This is a genomic window from Paenibacillus illinoisensis NBRC 15959, from assembly GCF_004000925.1.
In the GTDB taxonomy this organism is placed as follows: domain Bacteria; phylum Bacillota; class Bacilli; order Paenibacillales; family Paenibacillaceae; genus Paenibacillus; species Paenibacillus illinoisensis.
On sequence record NZ_BIME01000008.1, the window covers coordinates 21,794 to 44,879 of the forward strand.

26 protein-coding genes, 1 pseudogene and 1 other annotated feature are annotated in these 23,086 nt (G+C 47.3%); of the genes and pseudogenes, 15 read left to right on the forward strand and 12 right to left on the reverse strand.

Annotated features, from left to right (window positions below; all coding sequences use genetic code 11):
* The first annotated feature begins 87 nt into the window (after positions 1-87).
* From gnd to yunB, 3 genes are all read left to right on the forward strand, one after another.
* Positions 88-981 (forward strand): phosphogluconate dehydrogenase (NAD(+)-dependent, decarboxylating), encoded by an 894-nt coding sequence (gene gnd / locus PIL01S_RS18960; RefSeq protein ID WP_127538889.1) that lies wholly within the window; start codon positions 88-90, stop codon positions 979-981.
* A gap of 86 nt (positions 982-1,067) precedes the next feature.
* Positions 1,068-1,712, forward strand: a complete 645-nt coding sequence (fsa, locus tag PIL01S_RS18965) for a fructose-6-phosphate aldolase (RefSeq protein ID WP_095361223.1) — start codon at positions 1,068-1,070, stop codon at positions 1,710-1,712.
* 257 nt (positions 1,713-1,969) lie between these two features.
* On the forward strand, positions 1,970-2,845 hold the full coding sequence (gene yunB / locus PIL01S_RS18970) for a sporulation protein YunB (RefSeq protein ID WP_174818713.1): 876 nt from the start codon (positions 1,970-1,972) through the stop codon (positions 2,843-2,845).
* A gap of 77 nt (positions 2,846-2,922) precedes the next feature.
* Here yunB and PIL01S_RS18975 read toward each other — a convergent pair whose 3' ends face one another.
* The gene (locus PIL01S_RS18975; protein WP_127539040.1) at positions 2,923-3,981 is read right to left on the reverse strand and encodes a M23 family metallopeptidase; all 1,059 of its coding nucleotides are present in this window, start codon (positions 3,979-3,981) and stop codon (positions 2,923-2,925) included.
* A gap of 222 nt (positions 3,982-4,203) precedes the next feature.
* Between PIL01S_RS18975 and lipA the strand changes: the two genes are divergently transcribed.
* Both lipA and PIL01S_RS18985 read left to right on the forward strand, forming a co-directional pair.
* Positions 4,204-5,103, forward strand: a complete 900-nt coding sequence (gene lipA, locus PIL01S_RS18980; RefSeq protein WP_110756964.1) for a lipoyl synthase — start codon at positions 4,204-4,206, stop codon at positions 5,101-5,103.
* 14 nt (positions 5,104-5,117) lie between these two features.
* Complete coding sequence (locus tag PIL01S_RS18985) at positions 5,118-5,513, forward strand: YutD family protein (protein ID WP_246058480.1); 396 nt, start codon at positions 5,118-5,120, stop codon at positions 5,511-5,513.
* Positions 5,514-5,593: 80 nt separating this feature from the next.
* Here the strand turns inward: PIL01S_RS18985 and PIL01S_RS18990 are convergent, their stop codons facing one another.
* Positions 5,594-6,397, reverse strand: a complete 804-nt coding sequence (locus PIL01S_RS18990) for an NAD kinase (protein ID WP_095292189.1) — start codon at positions 6,395-6,397, stop codon at positions 5,594-5,596.
* Between the two features lie 107 nt (positions 6,398-6,504).
* Positions 6,505-7,761: a sporulation integral membrane protein YlbJ gene (ylbJ, locus tag PIL01S_RS18995; RefSeq protein ID WP_127538890.1), complete on the reverse strand. Its 1,257-nt coding sequence runs from the start codon at positions 7,759-7,761 to the stop codon at positions 6,505-6,507.
* A gap of 563 nt (positions 7,762-8,324) precedes the next feature.
* On the opposite strand from ylbJ, the gene PIL01S_RS19000 reads away from it, so the two are divergent.
* Together PIL01S_RS19000 and PIL01S_RS19005 are read left to right on the forward strand one after the other, a co-directional pair.
* On the forward strand, positions 8,325-8,702 hold the full coding sequence (locus tag PIL01S_RS19000) for a globin domain-containing protein (RefSeq protein WP_095361226.1): 378 nt from the start codon (positions 8,325-8,327) through the stop codon (positions 8,700-8,702).
* Between the two features lie 38 nt (positions 8,703-8,740).
* On the forward strand, positions 8,741-9,472 hold the full coding sequence (locus tag PIL01S_RS19005) for a DUF2225 domain-containing protein (protein WP_127538891.1): 732 nt from the start codon (positions 8,741-8,743) through the stop codon (positions 9,470-9,472).
* Positions 9,473-9,483: 11 nt separating this feature from the next.
* Here PIL01S_RS19005 and PIL01S_RS19010 read toward each other — a convergent pair whose 3' ends face one another.
* A complete protein-coding gene (locus PIL01S_RS19010) occupies positions 9,484-9,717 on the reverse strand; it encodes a hypothetical protein (protein WP_095292183.1) in 234 nt (77 codons plus the stop codon).
* A complete protein-coding gene (locus PIL01S_RS19015; protein ID WP_095361228.1) occupies positions 9,714-9,884 on the reverse strand; it encodes a YycC family protein in 171 nt (56 codons plus the stop codon). The genes PIL01S_RS19010 and PIL01S_RS19015 overlap by 4 nt, the downstream gene beginning before the upstream one ends.
* A 131-nt stretch (positions 9,885-10,015) precedes the next feature.
* On the opposite strand from PIL01S_RS19015, the gene PIL01S_RS19020 reads away from it, so the two are divergent.
* Both PIL01S_RS19020 and PIL01S_RS19025 read left to right on the forward strand, forming a co-directional pair.
* Positions 10,016-11,815, forward strand: coding sequence for a M3 family oligoendopeptidase (locus tag PIL01S_RS19020; protein WP_127538892.1), 1,800 nt, complete (start codon positions 10,016-10,018; stop codon positions 11,813-11,815).
* Between the two features lie 319 nt (positions 11,816-12,134).
* A complete protein-coding gene (locus PIL01S_RS19025) occupies positions 12,135-12,548 on the forward strand; it encodes an O-methyltransferase (protein WP_095361230.1) in 414 nt (137 codons plus the stop codon).
* An 80-nt stretch (positions 12,549-12,628) separates the two neighbouring features.
* On the opposite strand, the gene PIL01S_RS19030 is transcribed toward PIL01S_RS19025, so the two are convergent.
* Together PIL01S_RS19030 and PIL01S_RS19035 are read right to left on the reverse strand one after the other, a co-directional pair.
* A complete protein-coding gene (locus PIL01S_RS19030) occupies positions 12,629-12,862 on the reverse strand; it encodes an alpha/beta-type small acid-soluble spore protein (protein ID WP_127538893.1) in 234 nt (77 codons plus the stop codon).
* Between the two features lie 197 nt (positions 12,863-13,059).
* Positions 13,060-14,037: an aldose 1-epimerase gene (locus PIL01S_RS19035; protein ID WP_127538894.1), complete on the reverse strand. Its 978-nt coding sequence runs from the start codon at positions 14,035-14,037 to the stop codon at positions 13,060-13,062.
* Between the two features lie 240 nt (positions 14,038-14,277).
* Positions 14,278-14,524: a binding site (T-box leader), on the forward strand.
* Positions 14,525-14,596: 72 nt separating this feature from the next.
* Between PIL01S_RS19035 and trpS the strand changes: the two genes are divergently transcribed.
* Positions 14,597-15,589, forward strand: a complete 993-nt coding sequence (trpS, locus tag PIL01S_RS19040) for a tryptophan--tRNA ligase (protein WP_127538895.1) — start codon at positions 14,597-14,599, stop codon at positions 15,587-15,589.
* 103 nt (positions 15,590-15,692) lie between these two features.
* On the opposite strand, the pseudogene PIL01S_RS30140 reads toward trpS, so the two are convergent.
* Positions 15,693-15,758 (reverse strand): annotated as a pseudogene (locus tag PIL01S_RS30140) (GntT/GntP/DsdX family permease); the annotation flags it as partial.
* Between the two features lie 31 nt (positions 15,759-15,789).
* Positions 15,790-15,987, reverse strand: coding sequence for a hypothetical protein (locus PIL01S_RS19050; RefSeq protein ID WP_095292171.1), 198 nt, complete (start codon positions 15,985-15,987; stop codon positions 15,790-15,792).
* A 118-nt stretch (positions 15,988-16,105) separates the two neighbouring features.
* Between PIL01S_RS19050 and PIL01S_RS19055 the strand changes: the two genes are divergently transcribed.
* Positions 16,106-16,324 carry an alpha/beta-type small acid-soluble spore protein gene (locus PIL01S_RS19055; protein WP_095292170.1) on the forward strand — a complete coding sequence of 73 codons (219 nt, stop codon included), beginning with the start codon at positions 16,106-16,108 and terminating at the stop codon, positions 16,322-16,324.
* A gap of 107 nt (positions 16,325-16,431) precedes the next feature.
* Here the strand turns inward: PIL01S_RS19055 and PIL01S_RS19060 are convergent, their stop codons facing one another.
* Positions 16,432-17,412, reverse strand: coding sequence for a metal-dependent hydrolase (locus PIL01S_RS19060; RefSeq protein WP_127538896.1), 981 nt, complete (start codon positions 17,410-17,412; stop codon positions 16,432-16,434).
* Positions 17,413-17,669: 257 nt separating this feature from the next.
* Here PIL01S_RS19060 and cyoE point away from each other — a divergent pair, with 257 nt between their 5' ends.
* Positions 17,670-18,599 (forward strand): heme o synthase, encoded by a 930-nt coding sequence (cyoE, locus tag PIL01S_RS19065; protein ID WP_127538897.1) that lies wholly within the window; start codon positions 17,670-17,672, stop codon positions 18,597-18,599.
* Positions 18,600-18,837: 238 nt separating this feature from the next.
* A complete protein-coding gene (locus tag PIL01S_RS19070; protein WP_095361390.1) occupies positions 18,838-19,449 on the forward strand; it encodes an SCO family protein in 612 nt (203 codons plus the stop codon).
* Positions 19,450-19,549: 100 nt separating this feature from the next.
* On the opposite strand, the gene PIL01S_RS19075 is transcribed toward PIL01S_RS19070, so the two are convergent.
* Positions 19,550-19,897, reverse strand: a complete 348-nt coding sequence (locus PIL01S_RS19075) for a toprim domain-containing protein (RefSeq protein WP_095292165.1) — start codon at positions 19,895-19,897, stop codon at positions 19,550-19,552.
* A gap of 165 nt (positions 19,898-20,062) precedes the next feature.
* Complete coding sequence (locus PIL01S_RS19080) at positions 20,063-21,244, reverse strand: MFS transporter (protein ID WP_127538898.1); 1,182 nt, start codon at positions 21,242-21,244, stop codon at positions 20,063-20,065.
* Positions 21,245-21,460: 216 nt separating this feature from the next.
* Here PIL01S_RS19080 and PIL01S_RS19085 point away from each other — a divergent pair, with 216 nt between their 5' ends.
* Positions 21,461-21,916, forward strand: coding sequence for an ATPase (locus PIL01S_RS19085; protein WP_127538899.1), 456 nt, complete (start codon positions 21,461-21,463; stop codon positions 21,914-21,916).
* Positions 21,917-21,934: 18 nt separating this feature from the next.
* Positions 21,935-23,083, forward strand: coding sequence for a transglutaminase domain-containing protein (locus tag PIL01S_RS19090; protein ID WP_127538900.1), 1,149 nt, complete (start codon positions 21,935-21,937; stop codon positions 23,081-23,083).
* Positions 23,084-23,086: the final 3 nt, after the last annotated feature.

Consider the following 23,086-nt stretch of genomic DNA (forward strand, 5'->3'; position numbering starts at 1 on the left):
CATAAGTCCTTCCGGTAAATGGCCGGAAGGCCGTAAAAATTTTTGATATAGATAAACTTATAATTGTTCATAACAGGAGGATTTATTATGAAACTTGGACTTATTGGATTGGGCAAAATGGGATTGAACCTGGGCAGAAACCTGATTGACCACAAACATGAAGTGGTTGCTTTTGACTTGAACGCTGAAGCTGTTAACGAAATGAAAGAATACGGAGCACAAGGCGTTTCTTCTTATAAAGAAATGGTTGAGTCTCTGGAATCTCCACGTGTGCTGTGGATCATGGTTCCTCACAATGTGGTTGATGCTGTACTGGCTGAAGTAAGCCCGCTGCTCTCCAAAGGCGACATCATTATCGAAGCAGGTAACTCCCACTACAAAGAGTCGATCCGTCGTTACGAGGAATTGAAACCATCCGGTATCCACTACATGGATGCAGGTACTTCCGGTGGTATGGAAGGCGCACGTAACGGTGCTTGTTACATGATCGGTGGAGACCCTGAAGCTTGGGCAATCGTTGAGCCGGCATTCAAAGACACTGCAGTAGAGAACGGTTATCTGTATGCAGGTAAAGCAGGTAGCGGTCACTTCCTCAAAATGGTGCACAACGGTATTGAGTACGGTATGATGGCATCCATCGGTGAAGGTTTTGACGTACTTGAGAAAAGCGACTTCGACTTCGACTTCGAAAAAGTGGCTCGCGTATGGAACAACGGTTCCGTTATTCGTTCTTGGCTGATGGAGCTGACTGAGCGTGCATTCTCCAAAGATGCGAATCTCGATGAAATCAAAGGTGTAATGCACTCTTCCGGTGAAGGACGCTGGACTGTGGAAACAGCATTTGACCTGCAAACCGCTACACCAGTTATCGCATTGTCCTTGCTGATGCGTTATCGTTCCCTGGAGACAGATACATTCACAGGTAAAGTGGTAGCAGCACTGCGTAACGAATTTGGCGGCCACGCTGTAGAAAAAAATTAAGTTAATATATAACTGTTAACATATAAGGTTATTCGGGTAATGAATATCATCGTGTTTATAAATTCATCAAGTGGAGGGAACATATCATGAAATTTTTCTTGGATACAGGGAATGTTGAGGAAATCAAACGGATTGAACGTCTTGGTCTGGTGGATGGAGTCACGACCAACCCGTCTTTGATTGCCAAAGAAGGCCGAGTATTTAAAGAAGTGATTCAGGAGATCTGTGGCGTTGTCAAAGGCCCAGTCAGTGCTGAAGTCATCGGTCTCAAAGCCGAAGATATGTTGAAGGAAGCTTATGAAATTGCTGAATGGGCACCGAATGTAGTCATTAAACTACCGATGACCGAAGATGGGCTGTATGCTTGTCATGAGCTTACGCAAAAAGGAATTAAAACCAATGTAACGCTGATCTTCTCGGCAGCACAAGGCCTGATGGCGGCAAAAGCAGGAGCGACTTACATCAGCCCGTTCGTTGGCCGTCTGGATGATATTGCGGTGGATGGCATGAAGCTGATTCGTGACCTACGCCTTATCCTGGATACGTACGATATGCCGTCCGAGATCATTGCAGCAAGCATCCGCAATATCAAACATGTTGAAGATGCCGCCCTTTCCGGTGCGCACATTGCGACGATTCCTGGATCGCTCCTGCCGACATTGTGGAAACATCCGCTGACAGACAGTGGCATCGAGCGCTTCCTGAAGGACTGGGAGACTGTTCCTAAATAATGTTGCGAAAGACTTATACTTTGTTATGAAGCATAGCATAAATGGATCGAAGCCTTCACCTTGCAGAGCAATCTGCAGGTGAGGGCTTTTTTTATTATGATGAAAAAAGAATAGCTAAGCCACTCTGAGCGAACCGCCAATTTAATAAACGGATGTTGTTGCCGTCACATGGGTGCTGTCCTTCTTTTTCGGGACAACGGTGCATAAGGATAACATATAACCCTAGAGCTCATCCCGCAGGGAGAGGGGGACACCCGATGATGAGAAAAAGATGGCGGAGCCGAAGACGACGGAAGCCGCCAAGCGGCAAACGCAAGATGTGGCTGATTATTTTACTGGTAGCGGTATTTTGCCTGATGCAGGGCTTTGCGTATGTGGATAAAAAAATGAAGCCTCCAATTATGCATTTGGCCAAAATACGGGTGAAGCAGATTGCTACGGAAGCGATCAACAAGGCCATAACGGCCCAGGTGGCGGAAGGCAAATCGACCGAAGGGCTGATTGACTGGAAAACCGATACTGCCGGTAAAGTGTCCGGTTTCATGCTGAACTATGATGAGCATATGCGCATTACCGCAAGTACGATGAATATTGTGCAGTCTACGTTACAAAATGTGCATATGTTAAAAGAAAAAATCCCCCTTGGTCAGGCTCTGGGGAGCCCGGTTCTGGCATCCTTTGGCCCGAATATTCCCGTTCGTATCGAGCCACAGGGGGCTGTGAAGGTTGATCTGAACACCAGGCAGCAGAATGCCGGAATCAACATGATCCTGGTAGAGGTGTACATTCATATCATTGCCGAAGTGGCCGTGGTGGTTCCCTTTGATATGGAGCCAGAGACGGTAGATACCGAAATACCGATATCCTACCTTCTCGTGGTCGGGGATGTGCCCATGTATTACTACGATAATCAGGGCAAGCCGGTAGGCAGTAACGGCAGCAGTGCACCATCTATCGCACTACCATCAGGCCAGCCTGGCGTTTCCGGCGGTACTGGGGTGACACCGAACCCTTCCGGTCAGAATCAGCAGCAGACACCAGGCGGTCATATGCAGGGAGATGAGCTGGAGCTTGAGCCTGATCTTACAGAAGAAAATGGTGGACTGCCGCTTGATACAGACGTGAATCATTGAATTGATTTGAATTGAATTAAACTAAAGAGGTTCAACCAACAAAAAAACGGGATCCTCTCCTAAGAGGTCCCGTTTCTTTATTTGCTTTTCGCCTTGGCCTTCTTCTGCTCACGTTCTTCCCGTTCCCAATGCTTCAAAAGCGGATAAGGGTCAAACGACCATTCCGTCAGTCCGGTATCCCGGTAGATGCCGTAATGCAAATGGGGAGGGAATTTCCCCTGGGTACCTGGTTTGCCATAGCCGGAGCTGCCTACCCAGCCCACGACTTGACCGGGGGTAACGACCTCGCCAATATGGGCATTCTTATCAAAACCGGATAGATGGGCGTAATAGTGATAGTGGTTGTTCAAATCACGGATCCCAATCCGCCAGCCACCAAAGGGATTCCAGCCCTTAATCTCCACGACACCGTAACAGGTGCTGCGCACGGGAAGTCCGTGGGGAGCGAAAATGTCTGTTCCCTCATGGATACGATAACCACCCCAGCTGCGTTTGGTCCCCCATGTGCTGCGATAGGAATAATTTGTGCCGAGCGGAACAGGAAACGCATGGGTAAACAAATCGATACTGTCAAAATGCTCGTATAATTTCGCAAACTGCTGAATGCGCTGAACAGCCCGGGTATTATGATAATACTCCCACAGGGCAATGCTGAAGTCCTCCTGACGGGCCCCGAATCCCTGGATAACGTTCGCCATACTGTACAGCACATCCAAGTCGTTGTTGGCATCCGCCAGTCCATCTCCCGATCCATCACGGCCGTATCCATTAAAAAAAACGATGGAGCCCGGCTGTTGATCCGTCTCATCCGGGTTAAGCCAGCCTCTCCAGGCGGGAGATGTCATGAAAATCCCAGTCAGTCGCTCCTGGTGCTTACGGTCTTTGGGATGAGCACGTGTCAGAGTTCGTTCATATTGGTCGATGGCTGCGAGTCTGAACCACGGGATGCCGGTTATTTGTTCAATGCTCTCATATAAACTTCGGCGTGCTTTTAAAATCTCCGCTGGTTTCATTTCGGAAAGTTCGGTTTTGGATGGCGCAGCAGAGGATTCACCATAAACATCAACAGGCAAGAATGGGAGAAGCAATGTGCCTGCAAGTAGGGTTTTAATCCAAAAAGAGTGAGTGAGGTGCATTTTGTTGCGATTTTGCACAGGGAAGCAGCCCCCTTTCCATTGAGATGATGCACAGGCGTGCCCGGTGAACCAAGCTATAACCTAGCGTTCTTCAAAAGTCCTTATTTTATCCGTGTAAGGGTGGATTGCACAAGATGTGACAAATGGGGGTTTTTCCAACGCTTTCATGGTATAATATGTTCCGAGCAACAGCCTAACTTCATTAGAAAGAGGGTTTACGCATTGGCTAAACGTGTTAAGGAACCGAAACCGGACTGGATTCGGATTAAATTGACAACCGGCGATAACTATCAGGAAATGAAAACGATGATGCGTTCGAAAACGCTGCATACAGTATGTGAGGAAGCACGATGCCCAAATATTTATGAATGCTGGGCCAATCGAACAGCTACTTTTATGATTTTGGGCGACATTTGCACACGGGCATGCCGCTTTTGCGCTGTAAATACCGGCTTGCCGACGGAACTTGATTTGCAGGAGCCAGAACGCGTCGCAGAAGCTGCGGAGCAAATGAACCTGCAGCACTGTGTTATTACAAGCGTTGCTCGTGATGATTTGAAGGATGGCGGAGCGACCATTTTTGCCGAGACGGTAAAGGCAGTTCGACGCCGCTTGCCTTTATGTAGTGTAGAAGTGTTGATTCCGGACTTCCTGGGTGATCGGGATTCCCTGAAAATTGTCATGGATGCCAAACCTGACATTCTCAATCACAACATTGAGACGGTAGAGCGGTTATCGGACAAAGTCAGAGCCAAGGCCAAATACAAGCGTTCACTTGAATTGCTTGCTCGTGCCAAAGAAATGCAGCCCAACATACCGACCAAATCCAGCATCATGCTGGGTGTAGGTGAGGAATATCAGGAAATTTTGCAAACCATGGATGATCTGCGTGCTGTAGATTGTGATATCATGACGATTGGTCAGTACCTGCAGCCATCCGAGAAGCATCTGTTTGTTGAGAAGTATTATCCGCCAGAAGAGTTCGCAGCATTGAAGCAGGAAGGACTGAAACGTGGATTCAGCCACGTTGAATCCGGACCGATGGTGCGCAGTTCCTACCATGCACATGAACAGGTTAAATCTGCTGCAAAACATGCGGAACAGGCGGCAACACACGCATAATGGAGGACACTGGATTGGAAGAAGAAAAAAGCACTGAGCAGGTTCAGGACACAGTCCAGGACCAGCCTCAGGATAAACCAGAAGAAAAAGTACAGGAAAAAATCATCGTTCAGGTGAACGGTAAAAATTATGAGATTGTGCAGAACCATAAAGAAGGCTGGAACCCGGAAGTTTTCCGCGACCGGTACAGTGAAGTGCTGGAGCGCTACGATTACATTATCGGAGACTGGGGCTACAGTCAGCTGCGGCTCAAAGGCTTTTATCGTGATAATCATCCCAAAGCCACGAAAGATTCCACCATCTCCAGCATGGTGGATTATATCAATGAATATTGTAACTTTGGCTGTGCTTACTTTGTTCTTCAGAAGAGCAAAGAACAGCCTCAAGCCAAAGCAAAAAGCGGCTCCTGAGAAGGGCCGCTTTTTTGTGCATGTTATTATATCCGGGAGTATTCTTTGGTGAACAACAATCAGCTTGTTTCCGAACCAGGCTAGTCCAAAAAGGCAGTGCGAACCCGGTTCCAAAACGGATAGGGGCGATATCGGGCAAAGCTTACCTTGTGACTTGCTACCTGACAACGTACGGAGATCAGATCCTCCACCATGACATTGACATGATCGATTGTCAGCAGCAGCCTTTGGTCCTTACGCGAGAAAATGTCACAGTGATGGTGCTTGGGCAAAATAACCGGTGAACCCAGCGTCCGATAGACACGGTTATTGATTGAAGCAATTTCAGCAATCTGAATTGCCTCAATGGTCGGATGTACCATGGCACCACCCAGGGCCTTATTATAGGCTGTACTGCCTGAAGGCGTGGATACGCAGATCCCGTCACCCCGGAACATCTCAAATGTCACGTCATTAATGTCGACTTGGGCTACGACCGTACCGTCCACACCTTTTAACGTAAATTCATTTAAGGCAATATAGGAGGTGTTACCCGATTTTTTACGAATTTCAAGCTCCAGCAGCGGGTATTCTACAATTCGGGGTTTGAGTCGTTCGGGATCCCCTTTTCCGCTCATCAATCGTACCAATTCCTGTAATTCGTCCTTCTTCCAGTCGGCATAAAAACCGAGATGGCCTGTATGAACCCCAACAAAAGCAATGTCCGGGATCCGGTCGATGAAATTGTGAAATGCCTGCAGCATTGTACCATCGCCTCCGATGGAGATAACAATCTCCGGCGATTCTGCATCCAGCTTGAACCCTTCTTCTTTTGCCAGCGCATGAAACTGCTGACTCAGATCAATCGATAACTGGTCTCCGCGGTCTTGAACATAGTATCTCAAGATGAAAGCTCCTTTGTGGTCATTATATTACCGATGATAATCAATTCCAGAGCAGAACACAACGCTTGGACTGATATTCATTCGAAATATATGTGCGCAAGCAGGGCTTATTTTTGGAATCGTCTTGGGAAGAGTAGGATACGAAGCAGAGAAAAGAACAGCAGCAAAAGCAGCACGCCACCAAGGATCACGAATCCGAACCATATAATTTGTCCCGCATCTGGTGAGTATATTGCTGCTGTAGCTACAGGTGAAGAGCTGGTCTCACTTATGGCGGGCCATGCGGCTTGACCCATTAAAGGTACCCAAAGTAATAAAACAAGTACAGGTGCGATTAGAGCATGTATGGCTCTCGCAAACAGAAACGGCCCATATCGCATCGGTGTGTTGCTGAGTATGCTCATGATCTGGGCATGTACCGACAATCCTCCCCAGGACAACACAAATGCAGCAGCGGCTGCCTTATAAACAAGAGGGACGGCTGTACCTGCTCCTCCCGCTTCCTTGGCACCAAGAGTCACTTCAAACAAACCACCTACAAGACTCTGCGATAAGGCAGGCGGCAAGTTCATGAAGGTGAGCAGCTGCTCTGTCATTTGATACAGCACGCCAAGTGATCCGGTCTGTACAAGTAACTCCATCATGACAGAGAAGAATACAACAAGCCCACCTACGATAATAATAAGGCGAAGGGATGAGGAGACGGCCTGGCGCAGTAGTTCTCCGAATGCACGCCCATCTGCCATTCGTGCCTCATGCATGGCATGGATAGCCTGTATGAGTCTGCTGCCCTTTGGCTTCACGGTTGAGGTTGAAGGCGTAGGGGATGGAGAAGATGAGCTAGCTGCCCTTCCATGGAATCGCATGAGCAGACCAACGATGAAGGCAGCGGCATAGTGAGAAGCGACCAGAACCGGAGCAACGGCTACATTGTGAAAAAAACCGACGGATACTGCACCGATCATGAAGATGGGATCGGATGAAGTAGTGAAGGCCACGAGCCGCTCACCCTCTTCCCGCGTGACCAGCTTTTGATCCCATAATTGAGCGGTTAATTTCGCTCCTGTCGGATAGCCGGAAGCGCAGCTGACCGCGAATACAAAACCTCCGCTCCCTGGAACACGAAACAGGGGGCGCATGAGTGGATTTAACAGGGTCCCGAGAAAATGGACAATGCCGAAACCGAGCAGCAGCTCAGAAAGAACCAGAAAGGGAAAAAGGGATGGGAATAACACATCCCACCAGATGGAGAGCCCTCTTACACTTGCATGCCAGGTCTCTGCAGGGAACAGGACCATAAGAAAACAGAGAACGAGGAGAGCGAGTGTAATCAGAACATGGGTAAGTTTGTATGAAGCTGCCATGCATACCTCTCCTTTATATGATAATGGTCGTTAAGCCTGCTGAAGTGAGTGTCGCTTGTGCCATCAATATATGAACCAAGGCGGACAAACAGTACAAATTAATATCCGGAAAGCGCTTGCAAAAATGGCTGTATTTTTAAACGATGTATGCTAAAATGATAAAAAACGCCTGAACGTCACCTATTTGTCCAATAGGGTGAAATTCAAATCGGATGGAGTGATGATTATGAGTCTTGTCACCGGAATCCTGGTCTGTGCTTTTGTCTATGTGATACGTGCCTCGCTTGTACGCTCTGAAGAAGAGGACTGGCGAAGTTATTAATGGAATATATGGTGCGCCAATCTTGCGATTGGTGCTTTTTTTGTGTCTTCCGAAGTGAAGAGGTTCTAGAGGAAAAGGTACGAAGACATCTTGACTTGCTGATGTTAGATAGGACTTTTGGGATTTTTTTGATAGAATGAAGATAAAGGTGATGGCAACCTGATCTCGATTTTGTTTTCACATTTAAGCATTGATGTGTAAGATATGCCAAAATTCGACACGACTAGTGAGGGTTAGATGAATGAATCCCAATCTGAGTATTTATGAAAATCTGGGCGGAGAGCAGGGTGTTCGGGCATTAGTTGAAGCCTTTTACCCTATAGTCCAGCAAAACGAACAACTGGCTCCTCTATTTCCGGAAGATATACAGCCGGTTATGGACAAGCAATACATGTTTTTGTCTCAGTTTTTCGGTGGACCTGCGTTGTTCTCTGAAGCGTATGGTCATCCGATGATGCGTGCCCGCCATATGCATTTTGAGGTGACCGTTGAACGGGCACACGCCTGGCTGGCATGCATGGATCAAGCGTTGACACAGATCGGTGTGGAAGAGCCGCTGCATTCTTTTGTCCTGCAGCGTTTGTCGGGGCCGGCACATCATTTTGTGAATACGCCGTAACTCCGAATACAGGTAAAACGGGAGAGGGATGGAAACGAGTGGAATTAGAACCTCTATATAAGGTGAAGGTCACATGTCATTATTGTGAAACCGAGTTTGAAACCTCCAGAGTCAGACCGAGCTTGAAGCGGCCCTATCGGACAGATTCCGATTTTTGTGCCTACTATAAGCTGGAGAATCCGGATTTCTATGTTGTGCGGATCTGCCCTGAATGCGGGTTTGCATCGACAGAGAACTCGACAGATAAACTGACTGACAAGCAGCGACTTGCGTTCAAGGAACAGATCGGTAATCGTTGGGAGAAGCGGGATTACAGCGGAGCACGGACACTAGATCAGGCACTGGCCACATACAAGCTCGGTCTATTCTGTGCTCAGGTGATCCAGGAGAAGGATCGCATTGTAGCAGGACTGCTGCACCATATCGCCTGGTTGTATCGTTACCGGGAAGATCATGAGCAGGAACGGCGCTTTCTGGAGTTTAGTCTGGAAGCTTATGTTAGAGTGTTCGAGCGGGAAGGCGCGGGCAGTAATGAAGCAAGACTGCTGTACCTGCTTGGTGAGCTGAATCGCAGAGCAGGGCACTTCCACGAGGCCGTCAAATGGTTCGGGCGTGTCATTCACGATAAACGGATCACGGATGCGGCTATGATTCGGGCATCTAGAGAGCAGTGGGCCCTGCTGAGGGAACAAATGATATCCGGCAAGATGGAACTGCCTGAAGAAATGATTGAAGCAGATAAAGAGGCTGCTAAGCGCAGCCCCATCTAATTGAACTTTGATTATTTGCGGACAGGTTTACTGGAGAGCAGATAATCACTGTCGTTATCAATAACGGTCATGCTGCCATTACAACAAGGAAAGACCAGCAATTTCTTTTTGCCTTCACGAATGCGTACAAGCTCTCTCGGTTTGAGGGGCAGCAGCACATTGCTTGCTTGGCAAAACGGGCATTGCTGTACATAGATGTCCCCCATGACAATATCATAGGGCCAGCTGTTTTCAAAAGGGATCATTCCTGCTCGCCTTCTGAAGGGGCTGGTTTGGATGCTTCTTCTTTGGCCAATTCGGCAATCTTCTGCAACAGGATGTGCTGGGGCATGTGCATCAGGTGCTCAAGCGGTACGCCAAGGGATTCTGCTAATTTGACGGCTGTGTCAGCCGATATTTGTAAGGGTTTCATCACATTTACCTCCTGAAAAAGTGGCTTAAACTATTTCTCTAGTATAGAGATAGAGCACTCATAAAACCAGTTTTTAATTGAAGTATTTTAGCTCAAATCCTTGAATTCCAAAAAGAGAGGTGCCTTATTAAATGAAAACACCATTAAAACCTGTATGGGATCTGGAGTCCATTTTTAGTGGAGGTTCTTCCTCCGAATCGTTCGCTGCGTACTTGGCCCTGCTAGAACAGGATGTACGCAAACTTCAAACCCTGTTGATTGAAACCGCTGCACCAAAGACACTTGAAGAAACTTATGCATTCGACGCCATTCTGGAATTACTGCAGAGCTGTTACATTCGGATTTCGGAAGGTTCTGCATTTGTGTCTTGCCTTTCATCGCAAAATCAGCAGGATAAGAAGGCTACGCAGCTGCAAGGCTCCGTTAGTACTCTCGGGGCCATGCTGAACAGCAGCAAGTCCCGTTTTGATAACCTTCTTAGTCAGACAGCAGATGACATATGGGAGAAATGGGTTGCTCGCGAAGATATCAAGCCTTTGGCTTTTGTACTGAATGAGAGCCGGACACAGGCTCGTGAGAAGCTGTCCCCTGAACTTGAAGGCCTTGCGCTGGATCTGGGCGTGGATGGCTATCATGGTTGGGGCAAGTTCTATAATACGATCGTAAGTAAAGTAAACATTCCGTTTGAACAAAACGGTGAAACGATCATGCTATCCGCCGGACAGGCTGCCAACAAGCTGAGTGACAGTGATCGCAACGTGCGTGAAACGGTATTTGCGAGCTGGGAGAAGGCTTGGACGGATGTAGAAGACTTCTGTGCCGATACATTAAACCATCTAGCCGGATTCCGTCTGAAGTTATATGAGAACCGCGGCTGGGACGATATTCTCAAAGAACCACTAGCTATCAACCGGATGTCTCGCCAAACGCTCGATACGATGTGGGACGTTATCAACGGAGCCAAACCGGCACTCGTGAAGTATCTGGAACGTAAGGCGAAGCTGCTGGGTGTGGATAAACTCAGCTGGAGTGATATTGATGCACCTGTAGGCAAGTCCGGTGGCAAAGTGACTTATGATGAGGCGGCAATCAATATCGTTGAACAATTTGCCAAATTCAGCCCGAAGCTCTCGAAATTTGCAGAGATGGCGTTTGAGAAACGCTGGATTGAAGCGGAAGATCGCCCAGGCAAACGTCCAGGTGGATTCTGCACTTCTTTGCCGCTAAGCAAAGCTACCCGCATATTCATGACGTTCTCCGGAACGCCATCCAACGTTTCTACACTTGCGCATGAACTGGGTCATGGTTACCATCAGCATATTATGGAAGAGCTGCCTGCACTGAATCAACGTTATGCCATGAATGTGGCGGAGACGGCCTCCACATTTGCCGAGCTGATTGTTGCCGACGCATTGGTGCAGTCAGCGACAGATGAACAGGAGAAGCTAGCTCTGCTGGAAGATAAGATTCAGCGCAGCGTTGCCTTCTTCATGAATATTCATGCCCGTTTCCTGTTTGAGAATCGCTTCTATGAACAGCGCAAAAAAGGCTTGGTTAATGCAGATGAGTTATCCAAGTTGATGGTGGAGGCTCAGCAGGAAGCCTTCTGTGGTGTTCTTGCAACGGATCATCCTCACTTCTGGGCATCCAAGCTGCATTTCTATCTGACAGGTGTACCGTTCTACAACTTCCCTTACACCTTTGGCTACATGTTCAGTGCGGGCATCTACGCCAGAGCACAGCAGGAAGGTACAGCCTTTGCAGACAAATATGATGATTTGCTGCGGGATACCGGGCGAATGACGGTGGAAGAGCTTGCACAGAAACATCTGGGTACAGATCTGACACAGCCTGACTTTTGGCAAAATGCTGCGAATCTGGTAATTGCCGATATTGAGCAATTTCTTGAAATGACAGCAACCACGAAGTGACAAATACGGGGAGTGGTACCCAAGCATTTTGAATGAAATGCTTCGTATACTCGTATGTGAAAAAGAGAGCTGCACCACATGTTAACCAGCATGTGGATGCAGCTCTCTTTGGTTATTCTATTCGTGGGACTGATTCGTATAATTTGTCGGATTATCAAGAATTAACTCGTTTTAAAGCATTGGATTGGCAATTAATTGTGCAACTTATAGTCATAAATACCCAAGTTTGTTTCATTTTGTTGAATGAGTATATTTGTTGTCATATAATGGTTCGTAAGTCCTTGTTTTGAGGGATGAAGTGCATAAAGGAGGAGCAATAATGGTAAATATTGACCAGCTTTCATTAGCAAGACAGTTGGATTTGGTGTTTAAAGAACTTGATAAGGAACTGTCAGGGTTAGACTCAGGTGTAGTTTTTGTGCAAATACGCAATAATGTAATTGGAAAGTTCGGTATTCGACATAATCCGATTTCTGGACGGAATGGACAAATGGAAACAGAGGATCAGGGGTTAACTGGAAGTCAGCGCTCCTCATTCCGAGCTATGGCACTTGAGACTTTAAAGTTTAAGCAGAACTGGACACATGGAGAAATTTCGTATGACTTCACCGTAAGACAAGGCGTGATTTTGGTGGACGCTACGATGGAATCCAATTACAACATGGCTAACCTTATGATTCGCTACCCTAGAACAAATACATATAAGGATTCAGGAATGGAGTCGACATCTTAATTGTGCAGACATGCACAAAAGCGGCGCTTCCGGAGAAGGCCGCTTTTTGGCTTTAAATCATCCAAGCATTAGTCCAGAACTTAAGAACGACCAGACAATTGTTGCTCAGCGATTTGTACCAGACGTTTAGTAATGTATCCACCCAGAGAACCTGTCTCACGGGAAGTGTAGTTACCGTAGTAACCGTCTTGTGGAATTGTTACACCCAGCTCTTGCGCAGCTTCTACTTTCAATTGTTGCAGCGCTGCGTTTGCTTGAGGAACAACCAGATTGTTGGAACGGCTTCCGCTACCTCTGTTTTGACCTCCGTACATGTGTGTCACCTCCTTATGGCTTGGTGATGTTAGTATGGTTAGAGAATGAGGAAATATACGTGATATGGCGTAAGGGAATAATTGGGATTTAATTGTAAAGAAACACATGAAAAAAGCCGATCCAGACAGGATCGGCCTCTTTGTTAATAAGGTAAATATTATAGGTGTGTTGTACTACCGTACAAGATTGAAAGGGACTACTCCTTGGTAGGAGCTATAACCTCAATCCGGGTGAGAAGTTCAACGGGTTGTTCAGGTTCCAGACGAATTAACCCGGTCTGTTCATCCGTCAGAGGGAGGTTCGGGGCATCGGAGAGCCAGGTGTAGGGCTCAATGCACAGAAACTGATCGGATTCACCCTTGGTAAAGAGCACCCAGTGTTTAAAATACTGTTCATCTGCTGAGTAGTTCAGCATATATCCATCCTGACGACGGAGCTGGGCAGTCGCTGCCTGACCTTCCGTAGCTTTGAGAATCGTATCCCAGTTGCGTCCCTGCATATTAACACCTTGATTTAAGGCGTCCCAATCTCCAAGAGGTTCAAGCTCACCCGTGGGCAGCTGTTCCTCGTTCTGAGCATATACGCCAGAGACAGGTAGTTGAAGTGTCCAATCGGCAGGCTTGCCGTCTAGCAGGAACCATGTATGATATCCCATTCCAAACGGAGCGGGAGTCGAACCCAGGTTGGTAACACGAAGACGCTGGCTCAGCACGGAGTTTTGCAGCCTGAACGTCATTTCGAGCTTCAGAGGCACCGGAAATTGTTCCATCCAATGCTCTTCATTTGCAGTCAGCAATTCGGTTGTAATGGCACAGCCTTCTTCATCTTCTTCAATGTCGCTGACACACCAGGATTGGGTGCGATGGAGACCGTGAATATGGTTGTCATTTGCCGTATTCTGATCGAACTGGTATTGAACCCCTTCGTATTCGAAGCGTCCACGATGTATGCGTCCTGGCGGAACTAGAAGCGGAACACCGAAGTGATAAGGTTTCTGCAAATAAAATGCTAAATCATCTTCTTCTGGACTGCGGACGACATCACGATCCTGCACCAGATCACGAATCGAGATGATATTGTTTCCTAGACGCGGTAGCAGGGTGATCTCCAATTCACGGCTATGTAGGATATACGTGTCGTAACCATTCCATTGGCCTTTGGTCACTTGTTTCATATCGATGCTCCTTTTCCCACTTGAAATCTGTCTGCAAGCGGCTTAACATGCTCCGCTGCAGGCGTGTCATTGAGTACATGCCAGCAATCCCATACAGCCCTCCGTGGGAGGGCTAAACAGGATAAGCAATTCCATCATAACAGATTTCGGCTTGGCGGGTAAAAAAAGCTGATTCCATTTTTGACAATCTGCGTGAAGCGGATTAAGATGGAATGCAGAAGGAAATAACATATGAATTGAATTAAAGCGATGACAGGGATAAGTAAGTCAGGAGAAAACTCTTCAGAAAGCCGGTGGGTGATGCGAACCGGTGTGAACTCTTTACCGAATGGACCCTGGAGTGCCGATTGGAACAGGTGCCTTGCAGAAATGCAAACCGTACCTCAGTAGAATTGGACGTCTATTCCACGTTACGGGAAAATGAAGGTGTTTTTCGCATGATTGAAAAACACGAATAAGGGTGGCACCACGGTCTCACGTCCCTTGCGGATGTGAGGCTTTTTTGCGTCCGCGGAGAAGAAACAGACTTGAACAAAACATGAGGAGGCGCAAGTGACTTATGAAAACTGTATTATCTGGAATCCAGCCAAGCGGTAAACTTACGCTGGGCAACTATATTGGTGCAATCAAGAACTTTGTGAAGCTGCAGCATGATTACCAATGCCATTTTATGGTGGTAGATCTCCACGCAGTAACCGTGGCTCAGGAGCCAGCTGCACTGCGTGAACAGTCTGAAGCCGTCGCTGCACTGTTTCTAGCAGCGGGGATCGATCCAACAAAGTCAAATGTGTTCCTGCAATCCCATGTTCCTCAGCATGCTGAGCTTGGATGGTTGATGACGACACTGACATCGATGGGTGAACTGGAGCGGATGACCCAGTTCAAGGATAAATCTTCAGGCAAGGACTCGGTGGGGGCAGGCTTGTTCGTATATCCTTCATTGATGGCAGCCGACATTTTGCTGTACAATGCGGACCTCGTTCCTGTAGGAGAGGATCAAAAACAGCATTTGGAACTCACCCGCGATCTGGCGGGCCGTTTCAATCATCGTTATGGAGAATACTTTACCATTCCGGATCCATATATTCCGCAGGTGGGCGCACGCGTGATGTCCCTGGACGATGCTTCCTCGAAAATGAGTAAAAGTAATCCAAATGCGGGCAGCTACATTGCCCTGTTGGACCCGCCGGATGTGATCCGCAAGAAAATCAGCCGTGCCACGACGGACTCCGGACGTGAAGTGGTTTACGATCCGGCCAAAAAGCCAGAGGTCAGCAATCTGATGAGCATCTATGCAGAGTGTGCAGGCATTACGCTGAATGAAGTAGCAGAGCGTTACGAGGGTAAAATGTATGGTCCGTTCAAAAAAGAGCTGGCCGAAGTGGTTGTCTCTGTTATTGAACCGTTACAGGAACGATATCGCGAAATTCGTGAATCTGGCGAACTGGCCGAGATTTTGGAGACTTCAGCACGTCGTGCTGAAACAGTCGCTGCCAAAACGCTTCATGATGTGAAAGAACGCATGGGGTTTGTTCCTAGACGTACAGTATAGGCTATCACGGACATCGTTCAACAATGTTAAAATTTCACGATATAAAGTGAACAAAAAAGAGAGGAGCCAACAGCTCCTCTCTCTTTCTGTTCATATAGGAACCTGCACCGCCTGATTCAGCCATCATTTTGCCCAGCATCGTGCCAAGTCCGATAACATTGGCTATGGTTCAAAGCGTACTACTGAGTCCACCTTCCAGGTCAGGATGTCGATTCGGATGTAGAACGCAATTCCTGTCGTTCCTTCTTGGCACGAATGACGAAACCCCAGCCGATATTGGCAATGGACAGGATGAACAGCAGCGAGGCTAACCAGCCGTTATAAGAAATCGATATGGCTGAAACCGTTAACAAAACAATCGAAGAGAATGCGAACCATAAGGACAAACCTTTACTCATTGGGAAAAACCTCCATCACAAATTTAATGAATCTCCGTATAACTTGAGGCGTGCGAGCCATAATAATCTTGCAAGCTTGCAATACATTACAGACACAGATTGAAAGGAGATTTTAAATATGGCTCAAGGATCTCGTTCTAACAACTTGGTGGTACCTCAAGCAACTGCAGCACTGCAACAATTGAAAATGGAAGCTGCACAGGAACTGGGTGTAACAATCCCGCAAGACGGTTACTACGGTAACTACACTTCCCGTGAGACAGGATCTCTTGGTGGTTACATCACCAAACGTCTGGTACAAATCGCTGAGCAACAATTGTCTGGGTCTGGCAAATAATTTATCATAAAAGCAAGCAACAAAACAAAGGCCCGGAGCGGAAACGCTCCGGGCTTTTCATCGCGCAACCGTTCCTTACTTGATTGTGCCTTTCCCGGTCCTTCTCGTCAAGACCGGGCAGATAAAAGTTTTTTATCCATTTTTTCATCGCTTAACCAGCCCACATACGTATCAATCGTTTCAAAATTGCGGTCCATCACGACAACGGCGACAAACGGATACTGCTTGCGGTGTCGATACCGTACATCCGCCCAGCGGACTTTGTATCCTGCAGGCAGCTCCTCTACCTCCGCAACCGCATAGGAGGTGAAGTAGAGAAAGGCAGTGACCTCTGGTGATTTGCGTGAGGCAGCTACAGCCGCATGAGTGGAAGAAGAGGCATGCAGATGCCATGTCAGCTCTGCTCCATCCATTTTTCCGATTTCGTAACTGTTATCCGCAAAATGCTTCACCACATGCCAGCGGTTCCAGGATATCGTTGGAATGACGATATAGCGAAGCGCCGGTTTGTTGTTGTCCAGCCTTTTTACTTTGGCTACAGCCTGGGCATGGGCAATGATTCGCCATACATAATAGAGGGCTATAACGATATACAGTGTGACAAACAACGGAGCAGGGGCGATCAGATCAAAGGCCCACAGCAGGATTGCCACCACGTGCGAAGCGAACAGAAACGGATCGAAAATATGAATGATATTCCAGGCAATCCATCGTTCCGAGAATGGTCTTGCTGCCTGGGTTCCATAGGTGTTGAACAGATCGGTAAAAACGTGAACGCCCACAGCGACAGCTGTCCAGGTAGCGACGTGTCCAATGGGAACATCCGGGAAAATCAGTGCAATGACGCCCGTGATGAGCAGAACCCATAATAGAAGAAAGGGCGGCGAGTGGGACATACCCCGATGATTTCGAATGTACAATGAGTTGCTTTTGAGACGCAGTGCCGTATCAATGTCAGGGGCCTGCGAGCCAGCAATGGTACCCACCATCACCGCAGCCGCGAGCATGGGACTGGAAGCCACGACAGGATCGACATAAGCCAGACCTGCCAAACCAATACCCATGACAAAATGTGTAGAAGTATCCATAAACGTCTCCTTTGTGGTGTAGCTCGATTTCATCATATTAATGATTCTCTATCTAGGTGATACCCATATATAGTGTATATTATCCGCCTGTCTTGAAGCAAAACAGCCAAAACCCGAAAAAGATGTCATAAGAAGTTCATTTCACCCAACATTTGTACGAGCATTGTCATACTCTTGGCCATTTACCTATGATAAACTTTATATCGGAGACAAAGAGAGAAACCTCCAAACCGAGAATTAAGGGGGATTAACCAAGCGTGGACAATCAGTTGGGATACCAGGCTTCTTCCGATTCTGCAACATTGACCTCGCCTCCGACCAAGTCGGGATCGTGGAAAGACTTTATTCATATCACCAAACCGGGAATACTTCGGACCAATCTTATTGCTGTTTTTGGAGGGTTTTGGCTGGCATCCCAGTGGGATTTCAACTTGGTAAAGATGCTGCTGACCCTACTTGGGACTGCGCTTGTTATGGCTTCTTCCTGCGTATTTAACAATTATTTTGATCGTGAACTTGATTTGAAAATGGAACGTACCCGCAACCGCTCCTTACCGACAGGAAGGCTAACACCGAAGGTGGTATTGTCGTATGCCATCATTTTAGGCGTGCTAGGCTTAACTGTTCTTTTTGCTTTTTCGGGTATACTTGCCGGATTATGCGGCATTTTTGGCATGTTTGTCTATGTTGTTATTTATACGCTTTGGTTAAAACGTTCTTCAACATGGAGCACATCCATCGGTGGTTTGTCAGGTGCCATGCCGCCAGTTATCGGCTATGTCGCTGTAACGGGACGTTTGGACCTGGGTGCATGGCTGCTTCTTGCCATGTTGTTCCTGTGGCAGCCTCCGCATTTCTGGGCGCTCGCCATCCGCAGGGTAGAGGATTATCGGGCCGGTGGATTTCCGCTGCTGCCTGTAGTGAAGGGCATTGAACGGACCAAGATTCAAATGATTCCTTATCTGGTGCTGCAGATTTTTGTTCCCATTCTAATGTATGCATACGGGTATGCCGGTATTTTTTATCTGACGGTATCACTGGTGCTGTCTGTACTGTGGCTATATTATGCACTCAAAGGATTTCGTGCGCAGGATACGGACGCCTGGGCCAAAAAGGTATTTCTTTATTCCATTAATTATCTGTCTCTGAGCTTCATACTGATGATTCTGGATACGGTTCATAAATAATGGGATGGATTACGGTGAAGGTGCAAAATAAATGCTTGGGCATCTGCATCAAGAACGGTTACAATAAGGAAGGGTCCCATCCAGAGTGGGGTTCTTCGTATACATATGCAATTTCAAGCAAAAGAAGTTACTTATTTCTTCATAACGTGACATCCCGGGCAAGAAACGATAGCCATGTAATTCAAAGCAAGATATGTATGCGCATTCATATCGAAAGCACAGAGAAAGGACGAGGATGATGCTGAAAAAGTACAAATGGACCTGGATGCTGCTAGGTCTCGCACTGATTATGGCTGTATACCTCATGTGGGGCACCGTCTTTGCCAGCAAGGAGAAATTACCCGAGATTCGGGAGATCCAATCCTTCTCCATGGAAAATGTGGATGGGACAACGGTTTCGCTCGATGATACCAAAGGCAAGGTGCGGCTGTTCTATTTTTATTTCACCAGTTGTCCTGATGTATGCCCAATTACGACGTTTACGTTGTCCCAGGTGCAGGATTTGTTGAAGGAAGATGGCACATTCGGCAAGGATGCGTCCTTTGTTTCGATTTCATTTGATCCGGAAGTCGATACCAAGGAGAAAATTAAGGAATTCGCGGACCGTTTCCACGCGGATTATGACGGGTGGTATTTCCTGCGAGGGGATATGGATAAAACAAAGCAGCTCGCCAAGGATTCATTTCAGATCCTGATTGAAGGCGAGAGCAAGGATGACTTTGCACATATGAACATGATTGGTCTCGTAGACCAGAACAATCAGCTGCGCAAGGTGTATAATGCATTTAATACAGAAGATGTCGAGCCTGCAGTAATCGCAGAGGATATCCGCAATCTGATCAATGAATAATCTGTTCAAATTATATTAGAATCCTGTTAGTATCCATAAAAAAGGCTGATTGTCGGGTTGGTAAATAACCGGTAATCAGCCTTTTGCAATTGTTTTACGTTTAGAATGACGGGTACTCGGGGTATTGAATATACTCTTCCAAACCGGCCTTCTCCAACTGGGCAATGATGTATTCATCAGGGGTTCCTTCCACACCCGCATAACCACGTCTGGTATACATCTGCACTGCATCAGGGAAGGCGTCTCGCAGCACACCTCTGATTTTTTTACCCGAACTGTCATTATCCATAAACAGATATACTTCATCATAACCAACCTGTTTGCGCAGGGACTCCAGCTTGAGCGAATTGAGAGTGCCGAATGTACATAAAATGTTGATTTCCGGCCCAACGAGACGTTTCAGCTTGCTGCGATCATTCTTACCTTCCACAATGACATGAATAGGCATGATATTCACCTCTTGTTCGAGAGCTAGTGTCGACATTCCCCGGGAAATGTTGCAGCGAAAATCGACTGGATTATATATAGTTTAGCTGTAAATGGGGGAATGATGCAAAGCAAAGGTGAATACAAGCCATTTTAATAAAAAAAGTACTTACATCATGGATTACGTTTATCCCAGTACGCTATTCGGATCGGTTGAAGACAGGGATGCCTCACGTCTGCTGGTGAAGTAAGGAAGGAGCAGAATGCCGACCATTAATAGAATAAACGCGATGAAATACGGCGAGACACCTACACGCAGCTGACCTGCGGCGATTGGACCAATGAAGGATCCAATGGAGGTAGCGATGGACTGTAGTGAGAAAATACGTCCCAGCTTGCTTCCGCCACTTAAACGGATAAACAGGGTAGCCATAGCTGGAAAAGTAATCCCTTTGGACATGCCAAGTACAAACAGTACAGCTGCCAGAGGAATGTCCGGGAAGGCTGCCAGCGTGAAGAAGCAGAGGGACATCAGCAGCACACCCGCAGTTAAACGCAGCTTGGGCGAATAACGATTAAGAAACAGCATGCTGAGGGTGAGGAGTGCTCCGACACTAATGACCGAAAACAATAACCCTGTAGACATCATGGAGGAGTGTCCACCGCCCCGAAGAGGCAATTCAAAAAACAGAATCCCTTGTGCACAAGCAATGACCAGAGGCAATGCAAAATAACGCCAGGAGACAGGAATGAAGGTATTCGTACTTCCTCCGAGGTTAGCAGGTTTGGGAGGTACGGTTTCTTTCTCACGCTGAACATCGACAAGCCCCTTCGGCATGGACAACCAGGCGATCATACCCGACAGAATGAGCAGGTATCCAAGACTTGCAAATGTAGCAGAGAATCCCAAAGCACCAACAATCAGTGCTCCAGCAGCTGGAGATACAACAGACGCCAGCGTATGCACGACACCATGTCCGGACATATACTTGCCCTGAGTGACCGGGTTGGTCGACAGCTGAGCAAGCAGTGCTAGACAGGCCGGAGACAGAAAGGCGAGCACAAAGCCGCTGATGGAACGAAGCGCAAGCAGCTGCCATGGCGTGTGAATGTGGGCTTGCAGCAGCAGAATAATACCTGCTCCAAGCAGACTAAACACGATATAACGCCGACTGCCGTGTTTATCGATTTGTGTGCCGGCAATTAAATTGCCGGGAAGATGAGTCAAGGAGTAGATTCCCATCATCCACCCGATGAAGGTGGGTGCAGCTCCAAGCGAGATGGCAAAGGGGGTCAGGATGGGATATTGGGCGTGCAGGTCAAAAACAGCAAGAAACAAAAATAGATAGAGCCAGATGGCCGTTTTCACAAAAGCCCCTCCTTGTTAAACGATACATGTTCATGCCAGGTCGTCAGATGTGTTCCCGATTCTTCATGCAAAACCTCATGGTACTACTTGTACGTTCAACTGGACGAACTTAGACCTTTATTTTTATGAGAGAGTGCTTAGCTGACAGCGGGTTCGGAAATCATGTATAATATTCGGGAAGTGTGATTTCTTAACTCTAATACGGAAGGTGTAATCATGAACATAGAAGTGATCAAAGAGTTTGTGATGCAGAACTGGCTGGTGATCGTCGTTGCACTGATCATTTTGTTCTTTGTTCTGAATGTGGTCAAAACCGTATTGAAATGGGCGATTGCCATCATCATTATTGCGGCTCTGTTGATATACAGCGGCATCTCCATCGATCAGATTAAACAGACGGTTTCAAATGTGCAGTCCAGTACGATGGACACATTGAAAAAGGAAGCGACCAATATGATGGTGAAGGAAGCCTCCAAGGCCACCTACGCCAAAGGGCAGGATGGACAATTTACCATTACGAGTCCCAATGTGGAAATTAAGGGGACAGCCGGGTCGAACAAGGTCAATGTGACCTTGCGCGGAATTTCACTGGGCGAATGGAATCTCGACAATGAAACGATACGTACGTTTGTCGAACAGGCCAGAGGAAATGGAACTGTACCAGCTTCTTAGCAAAGGGGGAATGAATACGTGTTGCAGAGTTGGCTGGACAGCCTGAAGGAATTCAATGGCATCACGATTATGCTGTTATTGATTGTGGCAGCTTCATTGCTCCAGGGATGGTCCAGAGGGGCTTCGCGTTCTGCAGGAAGATTATTTGGATTCCTGATGGATGGCATTATGGCGGTCATTGGCATTCTGCTGTCCATTGGTTTGACCCTTTGGCTGGCGCCGTATGTGCAGCAGTGGTTGTCTGCACATGCTTCAGCCATGCCGAATCGGGATCTGAACCGATGGGAGCAGATGTATTATACGTTGGTTACGGCGATTGCTGATTTTCCATTGATGCGGTTTGCCGTGTTGTTTGTGCTTAGTTATGGATTTATTCGTATGGTTCTTGGCTTGTTCTCGTCCCTTTTCTTCAGAAGGAGATATCATTCGGCAGAACAAGAGAGCAGTCCCAAGGGTATTATTAGCCGCTTCATGGGTGCAATCATAGGAGCAGTCATTGGATCTGCCCGCGGGATGATTGTCATTGCCGTTCTTTTCATGATTGTCAGCCTGTATCCCGGAAGCATGTTCAGCCGATATGTAGAGGCTTCGCCGATCTACATGCAGGGAGCAAAGTCCGTTATTGAACCGTTATCCGGTAACCTGATCAAGGACAAGCTGCCGGTATTTACCCAAGCGGTTCAGAAGGAACTGGGCGGAATTTTGCAGCGCAAATATGATGTCATTGACCACAATATTCCTGCAGATATTGAATCTGCAGCCAGTGAAATTGTGAAAGGTCACACGACGGATGAAGCGAAAGCACGGGCCTTGTATGATTGGGTTGGTTCCCGCATTCAATATGATTACGGGAAAGTGGATGATTATGAGCAAAAAGGCATATGGCATGAACAGACACCGCAGAACACGTTTGATACGCGTAAAGGGGTATGCATTGATTACGCACGTTTGTATGCGGTCATGGCCCGTTCACAAGGGCTGGATGTTAAGGTCGTTACAGGACTTGGGTACAACGGCCAGGGCGGATATGGCCCACATGCATGGAATGAAATTTATTTGAGTGATTCCCAGAGCTGGATTCCGCTTGATCCGACATGGGCGGTGAGCGGTGACTGGTTCAATCCTCCGAATTTTGCCGATACCCATCTGAAAGATCAGACAGCATAACAT